Genomic DNA, 12,478 nt, shown 5'->3' on the forward strand with positions numbered 1-12,478 from the left:
CCGATCTGTCACGTGGAACAGCCGAAGCGGCCGCCGTGCGAGACCGAGCGGACCGCGCGGACGCTCAGGCCGCGCGCATCGCGCGGTAGACCGCCGCGCCGACGAACGCGCCCAGCTCGTCGGGCGCCCACCCGGACCCGTCGGTGAGCAGGGTGCGCACCGCGCCCTCGCCGGCCGAGACCCACAGTTCCACCAGGGCGGGCAGTTTGTATTCGGCGTCGGCGGTGCCCCAGGCGTGCAGCGTCGGGCGCAGCAGTTCGGTGCAGCGCGCGATGGCCAGGGTCCGGCCCCGGCCGAAGGACGCGGCGACCGCGGGATCGGGATTGCCGTACAGCAGCCGCCACGCGGCGGGTCGGCTCGCCACCTTGTGCAGCAGCGCGCGGTACCCCTCGACGAAGACCGTCTCGTCGGCGTCGGTCGCGCGCGGCGGCAGGACATCGAGCACGCCGGAGATCAGGAAGGCTTCCTCGCGCTCGATGAGCGCGTCGATCAGCTGGACCCGGTCGGGGAAGCACGCGTAGACGACGGGCCTGGTCACCGCCATGTGCTCGGCGACCGCGCCCATGGTCACCGCGGCGATGCCCTGCTCGGCCGCGATCGCCAGTGCGGCGTCGAGGACCTGGGGACGTCGGCGCTGCGGACCCAGATGCGCCGCCCGTTCTCGCCGCTGCACGGCCGACTCACTACCCATCGGTCCAAGATAGCAACCCACGACAGGTTCCTACATCCATGTAGAAAAATGCTACATTCGTGAATGAAGCGCCCGACAACGCTGGACGCCCGCACGAGGAGCCGATGATGCCCCAGGTCCTGTTCAACCCGAAGAGCTGCGATTTCGCTCAGTTCGACCCGGAGACCCGCAGGCTGCTGCACGCGGTCGTCGACTGGTTCGAGGCCCGCGGCAAGACCCGGCTGCTCCAGGACGACAAGGATCAGGTCTGGCCCGCGGACTTCCTGGACTTCGTGAAGCGCGAGCGCTTGTTCGCGACCTTCCTCACCCCGGCGGCCGAGGCCGACGGCGATCCGAACAAGCGCTGGGACACCGGCCGCAACGCCATGCTCAGCCAGATCTTCGGCTTCTACGGCATGACCTACTGGTACGTCTGGCAGGTCACCATCCTGGGCCTGGGCCCGATCTGGCAGAGCGACAACGCCGCGGCCAAGAAGAAGGCGGCCGCCCAGCTCGACTCCGGTGAGATCTTCGCCTTCGGGCTCTCGGAGAAGGAACACGGTGCCGACGTGTACTCCACCGACATGATCGTCGACCCGCAGCCCGACGGCGGGTACTCGGCCACCGGTGGCAAGCACTACATCGGCAACGGCAACCTGGCCTCGATGGTGTCGGTGTTCGGCCGCCGCTCCGACAAGCCGATCATCGACAGTGCCGCGGCGCTGACCAGCAAGCCGACCGAAGCGGATTACGAGGGGTATCTGTTCTTCGTCGCCGACAGCCAGCACCCGGCGTACAAGCTGCACCGCAATGTGGTCAACAGCCAGATCTATGTCGCGGCCTTCGAGCTGGACAACTACCCGGTCGCCGAGGCCGACATCCTGCATCGGGGCGAGGAGGCGTTCCACGCGGCGATGAACACCGTCAACGTCGGCAAGTTCAACCTCGGCTTCGGCGCCATCGGCGCGTGTGAGCATTCCTTCTACGAGGCGATCGACCACGCGGAGAACCGGATTCTGTTCGGGCACAAGGTGACCGAGTTCCCGCAGGTGCGCTCGCTGATCGCCGACTCCTACGCCCGCATCGTCGCGATGAAGCTCTACAGCGAGCGCGCGATCGACTACCTGCGTACGGCCTCGCCGCAGGATCGCCGCTACCTGCTGTTCAACGCCATCGAGAAGATGTCGGTGACCCGGCAGGGGCAGCGCGTGATCGAGGACCTGGCCGACGTCATCGCCGCGCGCGGCTTCGAGAACGACATGTACTTCCCGGTCGCGATGACGGCGATGTTCGGTCTGCCGCGGCTCGAGGGCACCGTGCACGTGAACATGGCGCTGTCGCTGAAGTTCATGGCCAACTACATGTTCCACCCGGCCGACGCGGGACTGGTCGCGCTGCGATCGATTCCCGGCGCCGCGGTGGCCCCCGCCGGTGCCGCGCGGGCGGTCACCGGCGCGCTGAGCTGGTCGAGCCGCAAGCTGGCGCCGCGACTCGGTGCGGTGGTCAAGCCGCTGCGCGCCGAATTCGCCGGCGCCAGTTACGCTCCGGTGCCGACCCGGCGCGATGCCGCCGACGACGAGTTCCTGTTCCGGCAGGGCCCGAGCAGTGGTCTGGGCCGGATCCGGTTCGCCGACTGGCGGCCGGTGTTCGAGGGCTTCCGGCATGTGCCGAACGTGGCGGTGTTCCTCGAGCAGGTGCGCGCGCTGCAGGGCCTGCTGGCCGCGGCGGCACCGACCGCCGCGCAGCAGCAGGACGTCGACTTCCTGTTCGCCCTCGGCGAGTTGTTCACCGCCGTGCCCTACGCTCAGCTGATCCTGGAGCAGGCGCGCATCGACGGCACCGACGCCGCGGTGCTCGATCAGATCTTCGACGGGTTCGTCCGGACCTTCTCGGCGAACGCGGTGACGCTGTACAACAAGCCGACCGCGACCCCCGCCCAGCAGCGCCGCGCCCTGGACCTGGTCCGCAGGCCCGTCGTCGACGACGCGCGCTTCGACCGGGTGCTCGCCGAGGCCCGGTCGCTGGCCGGCGCCTACCGGATGAACCCCTGAGTTGGAGGCGTTTTCCGCGAACTCGAATTATGTTGCTGTGCAACATTATTGATAGTGTTCGTGGCGGTGGTGCGGCGGATGGATCCCGCAGACCCGTTGCGCCGCACCACCTCTGGGGAGAGTCCGATCAGGAGCCGGTGGCTACCGGGTCCCAGCGCCGCAGGATCCAGCGGTTCTTGCCGAGTGCCTTGGCGGCGTAGAGGCAGTTGTCGGCGGCGGTCAGCAGATCGCGGGGCTCGGCGCCGGCGATCCGCGAGACGATCGCGCCGAGGCTGATGGTGATCTGGATCTTGTGCTCGGCGACCAAGAAGGGTTCGTCGACGGCGGCGTGGAGCAGATCGACGGTGCGCTGGATGCGCGCCTCGTCGGCCGGGGGCGGCAGCACCGCGATGAACTCGTCGCCGCCGATGCGCGCGAGCACGTCGGCCTCGGGATCGAGGCAGGCTTGCAGGCGCTCGGCGACCTCGATGAGCAGGCTGTCGCCCACGGTGTGCCCGAACGCGTCGTTGATCTCCTTGAAGCCGTCCATGTCCAGCGCGCACACCGCGGCGACATCGTCCGGCGCCGCCTCGGTGATCAGCGTGTCGAGCTGGGCGAGCAGATGCCTGCGGTTGGCCAGGGCGGTGAGCGGGTCGTGGTGGGCCTGCCAGTGCAGCCGTTCGGTGGTGGTGCGGCGCTCGGTGGTGTCCTCGCCGAAGCCGAGGAGATAGAGGCCGCCGGAGGCGGAGACGCACCGGGTCACCGTCCAGTCGGCCCAGCCCTCGGTGCCGTCGGGGCGCACGTACTCGCCTTCGATCCGGATGGTGCCGGTCTCGGAGCGTTCGAGTTCGCCGTGGACACGTTCCCTGGCCTGGTGCACCTCGTCGTCGGCCAGGTCGAAGCCCGAGGTGCCCTGGAGCTCGGCCAGGCTCCTGCCGGTCAGCCGTTCGAAGGCGGGATTGGCGTTGATGATGTTGCCGTAGGCGTCGCCGATCGAGATGGCGACGGACGCGTGCCGGAACGCCGCCTCCAGCCCCTCGGTGGCCGGGGCGGTCGCCTCCGCCAGCGCCCGGGCGAAGCCCTGCCCGAATCCGCCCGCGACGACGCCGAACGCCGTCGGATCGGCACCGGACGCCTCGCTCATGGCCTGCAGGATCGGCATCGACCGGGCGATCGCCACCGGGTCGGCGCACCCGAGGTCGTGCACGGCGGCCCCGGCCCGCTCGGCGACGGTGGGATCGGGACACCCGGTGGCGAGGGTGGCGAGCAGCCGATCGGTCCACGTCTCGAGCTCGGCCAACAGCTGCTCGGGTGGCGCGGTGTCGGCGGCGGTGACCAGCTGGGCGGCCCAGCGCGCGGCGAATGCGCGGGACATGTCGGCTGATCACCTCCTGGCCGAGTGGGGATCGGCAACCAGCAATGTGCCGGCAACCGAACCTACCACCTGCGGAAAGTGCCGATGCCCAGGTCAGCGCAACTGCCGCAGGGCCCGCTCGGCGGCATTGGCGCCACACATGCCGTGCGCCCCTGGCCCGGGCGGCGTCGCCGCCGAGCACAGGTAGTGGCCCGGGATACCGATGTCATACGGCTGGAGGGTCTTTCGCGGGCCGAAGATCAGCTGGGGGATGTCCTTCGCGCCGGTCATGATGTTGCCGCCGACATAGTTGGGGTTGTAGTCGGCGAACTCCGTCGTGGTGCGGGTGGTCGAGCCGATCACCCGGTCGTGGAAGCCGGGGGCGAAGCGTTCGATCTGGGCGATGATCGCCTCGGTCGCGTCGCCGGTGTAGCCGTGCGGGACGTGGGCGTAGGTCCAGACCGGGTGCACCGAGCCCACCGACCGCTGCGGGTCGGCGAGGTACTGCTGGCCCACCAGGACGAACGGGCGCCCCGGCATCCGGCCCGCGTGGATGTCGCGCTCGCCCGCGGCGATCTCGGCGAACGAACCGCCCAGATGCACGGTGCCGGCGCGGCGCGCCGCCTCGGCCGTCCACGGGACGCCGCCCTCGACGGCGAAGTCGACCTTGAAAGCGCCGGGACCGTACCGGAAACGGCGATAGGCGCGGGCGATCCGGGCGGGCAGCCGCTCACCGAGGATCTCGGCGAGCGCGGTCGGCGCGACATCCCAGACGGTGATGTCGGCGGCGGGCAGGTCGGCGACCGACCGCACCCGCGCCCCGGTCTCGATCTTGCCGCCGTGATCGGCCAGGACCGCGCCCATGCTGTCGGCGATCCGCTGCGATCCGCCGACGGCCACCGCCCAGCCGTAGCGGTGGCCCGCGGTCAGGATGCCGAGCCCGATACTGGCGCTCAGCGGCCGCTCGAGCGGATGGAACGCATGGGCGGCGACGCCGCCGAACAGGGCCCGGCCCGGTTCGGTGCGGAAGGCGCGCGCCAGCGCGGACGCGGGCGCGGTCGCGGGAATACCGAAGCGCGCCAACCGGAGCGGATGCCGGGGGATCCGCAGCAGCGGCCGCATGATGTCGGCGCCGGTCTCGTCGTAGCCGGCGACCGTCCGCTCGAACAGGGTGCGCCACAACCGTTCGTCGGCGCCGAGGCCCGCGGCGGTCTCGGTGACCGACCGGTGCAGGACCCCGGCGCTCCCGTCGTCGAGCGGATGCGCGCAGTCGAGGTCGGCCCACGCCCAGCGCAATCCGTACCGCTCCAGGTCGATCCGCCGCAGGAACGGCGACCCCACGGCCATCGGGTGGATGGCCGAGCAGTGGTCGTGCAGCAGACCGGGCACGATCGCCTCGCTCGAGCGGGTGCCGCCACCGATCGTGTCGGCGGCCTCGAGCACCGTCACCGCCACCCCGGACATGGCCAGGGTGATGGCCGCGGCCAAGCCGTTGGGGCCGCTACCGACCACTGTCGCCGTTGTCATCGACTCGTCCTCTCCTACTCGGCCGGCTGGGCCACGGTGTCGTGCGGGGTGACCGTGCCGGTGACGTCCTCGCGTCGCCAGGTCACCCGGTGCGGGATGGGGCCGTCCGGCAGCCACGGCAGCGCCGCCACCGCGTCGGCGACCTCCCAGGTGCCGCGTTCGAGCACGCCGAGCGCGGCGTCGACCACCATGTACCGCTGGGTGGACCGGTGGATCGGCTGCGACTCCACCCACACCACGATCCATTCTCCCGGCGCGAACCCGACCCGGGCCTGCACCGCGTTGATCAGGTCGAGATTGTGCAGGTGGCCGTCGCCGAAATTGAAGCCGATCAGCGAGTTGCAGGCGAACTCGGCCTCGCGCACCGTCCAGCTGTCGAGCGCGGGAATGTGCTTGTACAGCAGCGAGAACAGGCCGCGGCCCTGACTGTGCATCGACCGCCAGGCGATGGTCTGCTGCATGGTGATCTCGGCGACCTCCGGCGGGTAGCCCATGGCCAGCAGCTGGTCGAGCTGATTGTCGGCGGGCCGGTGCGCGATGGTGTTGAGCTTGGCCTCCGCGCCGGGGGAGAAGGCCCACAGCGCCGAGGCCCAGTTGCCCGCGTACTGGCGCATGGACGGCAGGAACGACACCAGGTCCGGGCGCAGATTGCCCAGCACCGGGAAGAACGCGAGACCCACCGCGATCGCCACCGTCAGCCACGGTGAGGACATGTCGAACACGCCGTAGCCGTCGGCGTTCGGGAACCCGAGGAACAGGAACACGGTGAGGTAGGCGAACAGGATGTTCCACTCCAGCGGCACCGCCAGCGGGAAAGTCGAGGTGATGAACAGGTGGAAGATCACCATCATCGCGACGCCGGCCAGGTTCAGCCAGTGGTTGGTGGTGAACAGCAGCACGATCGGGGTGACCACCTCGACGGTGGTACCGCCGACATGGGCCATGAACGAGGCCAGCCCCGAGGGGCGGATATCGTGCGGGAAGTCGCGGTAGTGCGCGCGCTTGATCGACCGGAACGGCATCGACGGGCTGTTGGACACCATCGGCGGCACCACATTGGTGAAGTGCTTGCCGAACTTGGACACCCCGGCGCCCACCCACACGATCACGATCAGCAGCTTGGCCGCGATGATCATGTCGGTGAACGGCAGCACCGCGAAGAACAACAGCGCGGGCAGGTACTGCTCGCCGCGGGCCGCCAGGAAGATCGTCTTGTCGCGCAGGCCGCACAGCACGTACAGCACGATCGGCGCGATCAGCAGGGCGGGACGCACCAGCCCGGACGTGTTGTCCGGCAATGCTTCCAGCAGTGACGCGGTGGTCTTGCCCGGTGCCAGCAGCGCGACCAGCAGCGACGCCAGGAAGCCGAGGTAGAGGGCCACGTCCAGCAGGGTGCGCGAGTCACCGTTGGTGAACGGCACCCGATGCCACGGGCGCAGGCGGATGCTGCCGCGCCGGGCAAAGTACAGCGCACCGCCGGTCATCGGCTTGAACTTGCCCGCCAGCGGCCCCCAGGAGCCCGCGACACCGATCGCCTCGAGCAGCACCGTCCACAGCACCAGCTTCTGGTAGACGATCGGCTGGTTCCACCACTGCGCGATATCCCAGAACGGTCCGGTGCCCGATGTCGCGGTCGCCACCAGGACACCGCCGAGGATGTAGAGCACCAGCAATTTCATGATGTAGATGGTGTGGATCATCTTCGGCGTGCCGAAGCCGTATTCCGCCCAGTGCAATGCCAGCGTCCGAACACGTTCGCGCAGTGGCAGATCCAGAAATGTCTCCGTATCCACCGGCGGGAAGTCTCCCGTCTTGAAGCCCATGGGCCGATTCCTTTCCTCCTGCTCGCGGGCGCGGCGAACCGCGACCGAAAGTCCGACTTTCGTTCGAATTGATGTGCGGCGCAGTCGCGCTCAGACGCGCGTGGCGAGTACCCGCAGCTGTTTCTTGTCGATCTTGCCGACCGGATTGCGCGGCATCTCCGCCGTGAGCAGGATCGCCGCGGGCACCTTGAACGCGGCCAGCTCCGCCCGGCAGTGCTCGGTGAGCTCCTCGGCGGTGACCGTGGCCTGCGGCGCGGCCACCACGTGGGCGACCGGCACCTCGCCGAGCACGGCGTCGGGCACCCCGACCACCGCGGCCTCGTGGACCGCCGGGTGCCGGTAGAGCGCGTTCTCGATCTCCTTGGGGTACAGGTTCTCTCCGCCGCGGATGATCATGTCCTTGATCCGGTCGACCAGGACCAGGTAGCCGTCGGCGTCGAAGTAGCCGACATCGCCGGTGTGCAGCCAGCCGTCGACCACGGTGGCGGCGGTCTCGGCGGGCTTGCCGAGGTAGCCGCGCATGACATTCGGCCCGCGGACCACGACCTCGCCGGGTTCGCCGGGGGCCGACAGCGCGCCGTCGGGGTCCATGATCGCCACCGTCTGACCGGGCAGCGGCAGCCCGACGGTGCCCGGTTTGCGCGGTCCCGCCACCGGATTCAGGGTGGACGCGCAGGTGCCCTCGGACAGGCCGTAGCCCTCGACGATCGGCACACCGTAGCGGCGCTGGAACCGATCGATGAGCTCGGCGGGCATGGGCGCCGCGCCGCAGATCGCCAGCCGCAACGAGGACGCGTCGGGGCCGGCGCCGTCGGGCTGGGCCACCAGCATCGCGTAGATCGCGGGCACCGCCGAGAAATAGGTGGGCCGGATCCGCGCGACCGCGTCGAAGAACCCCGACGCGGAGAACCGGCCGGCGATGGTGGTGCGCCCGCCCGCGAGCAGCGGCGACAGCACGCTCACCACGATGCCGTTGACGTGGAACAGCGGCAGGATCAGCAGGCTGTGGTCGGTCGAATCCAGGCCGAGCGCGCCGATGATCATCGTGCACATGGCGGCGAGGTTCTCGTGACCGAGCAGCACGCCCTTGGGTCTGCCCGTGGTGCCGCTGGTGTAAATGATCAGCGCCAGGCTGTTGATCGGCGCCGCGACGGCCACCGGGCCCGCGGGCCGGTCGAGGTCGGCGACATCGAGGGTGACACCCGCCCGGCCGGGTTCGCCGATCACGACGCCCGCGCCCGAATCCTGGATCTGGTACCGGATGTCGTCGTCGGTGAGGCCGGGATTCACGGGCGTGACCGCGGCGCCGAGCCGCCAGGCGGCGAACAGGACCACCACCAGTTCCACCCGGTTGGGCAGGACGACGGCGACGACATCATCGGCCCGGACACCCGCCCGGTGCAGGACCGACGCGGCGGCCTCGACCCGCGCGTGGAACTGCGCGTTCGACAGGGTGGTCGAGTCGTCGGCCACGGCGTGTCCGCGCGGATCGGCGGTGGCTCTGACCTCGGGCAATTCGGCGATGTGTCGCATGTTTCCTCACCGGAGACGGATGTGATCTGGATTACATAACTCAAGGTAGGGTGCGGATCCGGCGCCGCCTACGGGCCCGCAGCCCAGCATTGCGACGAGGTGTTGTGCCACGAGCACAAACGGCGCCATCCGCCGGGACGCCGGGAGTACTGTCTGCGGCCATGGCCCACGACAACGATCCCCTCGTCCGTGCGGTCGCGGGCCGGATCAAGGCGGACCTGGACCGGCTGGCACCGTCGATGACCTCGATGTTCATCGACGTCATCCCCGAATTCCGGCACGACGACGAGGTGCGCAGGCTGATGGTGGCCAGCACCGAGTCCAACCTGGCCGCGATCCTGGACATGCTCACCCTGGCCATCGGCCTCGACGACATCACCGTGCCGCCCGCCGCCGCCGAATACGCCCGCCGCTTCGCCCAGCACGACCTGTCGTTGGAGGCGTTGCTACGGGCCTATCGGCTCGGCGAGCACATGTTCGTGCAGTGGACGATGACGCTGCTGACCGAACTGAACCCGCCCACCGACGTCGCCCTGGCCACCGCCGCCCGCATCGCCGACCTCGTCAACGGCTACATCGACCAGGTGATCGAGGGCCTGATCGACATCTACGAGAGCGAACGCCGTCGCTGGGACGCGCGCACCGACGCCGCCCGCGCTGCCCAGGTGCGCGCGGTGCTCGACGCCGACGACCTGGACGTGACCTCGGCCGAGCAGATGCTGGGGGTCTCGCTGCGCGGCTGGCAGCAGTTCGCGGTGCTGTGGACGCCGCCGGGCACCCGTGATCCCGGCGCTGTCCTGCGCGCGGGTACCGCGCTGGTGGCCGCCGCGACCGGCAAGACCCCGATGACCGTCGAGGTCGACGACTACAGCCGCTGGGTGTGGATCTCCTCGGCCGGGAAGCCGGTGCTCGACACCGAAGGCTTGGTCCGCGGTCTGCGCGCGCACCCGAATCTGTCGGTGGCACTGGGCGATCCGGCCACCGGCCTGGACGGCTTCCGGCGGACCTGCCGCGACGCCCAGCGGGCCCGCACCGTCGCCCTGGCGACGCGCACGCACGGGCTCACCGGATACGCCGACGTGGCGCTGTCGGCGCTGTTCACCGACCGGGTGCCCGCGGTGCAGGAGTGGGCGAGCCGGGTGCTGGGCGGGCTGATGGCCGAGGACGAGGCGGCCGCGCGGTTGCGCGAGACCGTCCGGGCGTTCCTCGACGCGCGCGGCAGCTACACCGACGCCGCGGCCCGGCTGCACGTGCACAAGAACACCGTGCACTACCGGGTGCGCAAAGCCGAAGAGCTGCTGGGTCATCCGCTCACCGAGCGGCGGCTCGATCTCGAGGTGGCGCTGCGCGCCTGCGCTCAGCTGGGTCTGCCGAAGCCGTAATTCGGGTGCGGTCCGCTGTGAATGCCCACAGCGTTGTGCCGAACCGCGGGCAGACCGGGTCGCGGGCGCCGATGGTGGAGAGACGGGAATGTGATTCCCGGACCGACTGACGCAGTACTGGGGAATCGGAATGAACGCACCGGAGAATCACCGGAACAGAGCCGCGCGGGAATGCAGGCCGAGCGCCCCGCGCCGGAATATCGACCCGTATATCCGGTCGGAAGTGGTGAGAATTCACGAGAATTGGCTCGACGGTGCGGAATTCACGGCATCGGTCGCCGAACGTGCTGCCCGCATCGAGGCCGAGGCAGCCGATCTCACACGCCGCGTGGCCGCCGCCGAGGCGGCCATCCTCGACGACCTGCGCGCCGACTGGCGCGCGATCCACGGCACCGGGCTGCCGTCCCCGCGGACCGTCGCCGCCTTGCGGAGCACCGCGCGCGAGGACGCCCGCCACGCCGTGCTGTGCGAGCGCCTGTATCCCCGGGTGCCGCATGAGGTGATCGCCGAACGTCACCGCGCCGCGTACGCCGCGGCCGACCGGCGGCTCAATGCCGCGGTCCACACCGACCTGCACCGATGGCGGCGGCGGGCGGTGCATCCGACGGCGTCGACCCGCGCGATCGTGGCCCGGACCTGGGGCACCGTCCGGTCCGCGGAGTTCCTCGTCCTGGCCTACGCCCTCGTGCAGGCGCGCGTCGAGGACGGGCTGCCGCTGCCGGTGACACCGCTGGATCCGCTGACCGAACAGCTCACCGACGCCATTGGTGATCAATTGATGTCCGACGGCCTGCTGCCGGTCTGAGGGTTCGCCCGAAACGGCCGCCGACCTCGAGTTACCGTGACCACACCACGACGATGTGGTGCGGGGAAGGAGGCATCGCGGATGCCACGTCTCGATATCGGTGGAACCTCGATCGCCTACGACGCGGCGGGTTCGGGGCCGCCGGTCGTCTTCCTGCACAATCTCGGCGGCGATCGCACCATCTGGCGGGCACAGTACGAGGCGTTGCGGTCCTCGCATCGTGTGGTCGCGATCGACCTGATCGGGTACGGCGAATCGGATGCCCCCGACGACGGATACACCCTGGAGAACTACCTCGCCATGGTCGAGGCGGTCTGCACCGAACTGGATCTGCGCGAGGTGACGCTGGTCGGGCACTGCTTCGGCAGCGCGCTGTCGCTGCTGTTCACCCAGGCGCGTCCGGATCTGGTGCGGTCGCTGGTGCTCAGTAGCCCGCTGACCCCCGCCACGGTGAAGCCGACCAGGACCGGCTGGGCCGCGTTGCTGGGCAAGCATGTGCGCCTGGACTCGCTGCTGTCGATGGTGCGCATCCCCGGCCCGATCGCCGGGCTGATCGTGGCCGAGCAACTCGGCGCGGGCGGTGCGCACACCGACGAGACCGCCCGGCATCTGCGGTCGAGCTGGACCGAGCCGCGCAGGCTGATGGTGACCGCCGCGATCGCCCGGGAGATCCCGCGCCTGGCCCCCCTCGACGAGTTCGTCCCGCCGGAGGACTTCCCACCCATCACCACCATCTGGGGTGCCCGCAACCGGGTGCTCTCGGCCCGCGCGGGCGCGCAGTTGAACAAGACGCTGCGGCCGGTGCGCGAGATCGTCGTCGACGGCGCCGGGCACCTGGTCATGGTGGAAGCTCCCGAGACCGTCACTGCCGCAGTGCTTTCGGCGATCGACCACGCGAACCAGCAGCGCTGAGGAGTCTCGCTGGTGGGGCGGACCCACCGGCGAAGACTCCGGTGCTCAGGCGATGTCGGCGGGCGCGGCCAAGGCAGCCTGCATGGCGACCCCGTCCACGTAGGTGTGCTTCTCCTTCACCGCGCCGTCCTCGACCAGCACCATGTCCGCGATATCCACATCGACCGTGCCGCCGGTGACGGAGGTGCCGGACAACTTCCAGCGCACCACCCAGAAGTCGTCCCCGACGCGCAGGTCGACCTGGGTGAAGGTCAGATCGGGGACCAGGGCGAAGGTTTCCGCCGCGGCGGTGCGGATCTCGGCCCGCCCGTGTGCCGGCGCGCCGCCGGAATGCAGGTGGAAGATCGAATCGGCCGTGTGCAGGGCGACGATGCGATCGGGGTCGCGGTCGGCCCAGCAGGCGTGGTAGCGCTCGAACAGATCCTTGGTGGCATCGGACATG

10 protein-coding genes are annotated in these 12,478 nt (G+C 70.0%); 4 read left to right on the forward strand and 6 right to left on the reverse strand.

Features of this window, described 5'->3' with window-relative positions; all coding sequences use genetic code 11:
* Positions 1–64: 64 nt before the first annotated feature.
* Positions 65–691, reverse strand: a complete 627-nt coding sequence (locus NV348_RS29805; protein ID WP_447149823.1) for a TetR/AcrR family transcriptional regulator — start codon at positions 689–691, stop codon at positions 65–67.
* 107 nt (positions 692–798) lie between these two features.
* Here NV348_RS29805 and NV348_RS29810 point away from each other — a divergent pair, with 107 nt between their 5' ends.
* Entirely contained in the window at positions 799–2,721 is a 1,923-nt protein-coding gene (locus NV348_RS29810; RefSeq protein WP_447151184.1) for an acyl-CoA dehydrogenase family protein, read from the forward strand.
* A gap of 127 nt (positions 2,722–2,848) precedes the next feature.
* Here the strand turns inward: NV348_RS29810 and NV348_RS29815 are convergent, their stop codons facing one another.
* From NV348_RS29815 to NV348_RS29830, 4 genes are all read right to left on the reverse strand, one after another.
* On the reverse strand, positions 2,849–4,075 hold the full coding sequence (locus NV348_RS29815; protein WP_447149824.1) for a diguanylate cyclase domain-containing protein: 1,227 nt from the start codon (positions 4,073–4,075) through the stop codon (positions 2,849–2,851).
* Between the two features lie 93 nt (positions 4,076–4,168).
* A complete protein-coding gene (locus tag NV348_RS29820; RefSeq protein ID WP_447149825.1) occupies positions 4,169–5,581 on the reverse strand; it encodes a phytoene desaturase family protein in 1,413 nt (470 codons plus the stop codon).
* 14 nt (positions 5,582–5,595) lie between these two features.
* On the reverse strand, positions 5,596–7,404 hold the full coding sequence (locus NV348_RS29825; RefSeq protein WP_447149826.1) for a DUF3556 domain-containing protein: 1,809 nt from the start codon (positions 7,402–7,404) through the stop codon (positions 5,596–5,598).
* A gap of 90 nt (positions 7,405–7,494) precedes the next feature.
* Positions 7,495–8,937, reverse strand: coding sequence for a class I adenylate-forming enzyme family protein (locus tag NV348_RS29830; RefSeq protein ID WP_447149827.1), 1,443 nt, complete (start codon positions 8,935–8,937; stop codon positions 7,495–7,497).
* Between the two features lie 161 nt (positions 8,938–9,098).
* Here NV348_RS29830 and NV348_RS29835 point away from each other — a divergent pair, with 161 nt between their 5' ends.
* From NV348_RS29835 to NV348_RS29845, 3 genes are all read left to right on the forward strand, one after another.
* Entirely contained in the window at positions 9,099–10,319 is a 1,221-nt protein-coding gene (locus NV348_RS29835) for a PucR family transcriptional regulator (RefSeq protein ID WP_447149828.1), read from the forward strand.
* 226 nt (positions 10,320–10,545) lie between these two features.
* On the forward strand, positions 10,546–11,124 hold the full coding sequence (locus NV348_RS29840) for a hypothetical protein (protein WP_447149829.1): 579 nt from the start codon (positions 10,546–10,548) through the stop codon (positions 11,122–11,124).
* A gap of 81 nt (positions 11,125–11,205) precedes the next feature.
* Complete coding sequence (locus NV348_RS29845) at positions 11,206–12,036, forward strand: alpha/beta fold hydrolase (RefSeq protein WP_447149830.1); 831 nt, start codon at positions 11,206–11,208, stop codon at positions 12,034–12,036.
* Between the two features lie 45 nt (positions 12,037–12,081).
* On the opposite strand, the gene NV348_RS29850 is transcribed toward NV348_RS29845, so the two are convergent.
* Positions 12,082–12,477 carry a nuclear transport factor 2 family protein gene (locus tag NV348_RS29850; RefSeq protein WP_447149831.1) on the reverse strand — a complete coding sequence of 132 codons (396 nt, stop codon included), beginning with the start codon at positions 12,475–12,477 and terminating at the stop codon, positions 12,082–12,084.
* Position 12,478 lies beyond the last annotated feature (1 nt).

This window comes from Nocardia fodinahabitans (assembly GCF_052983615.1).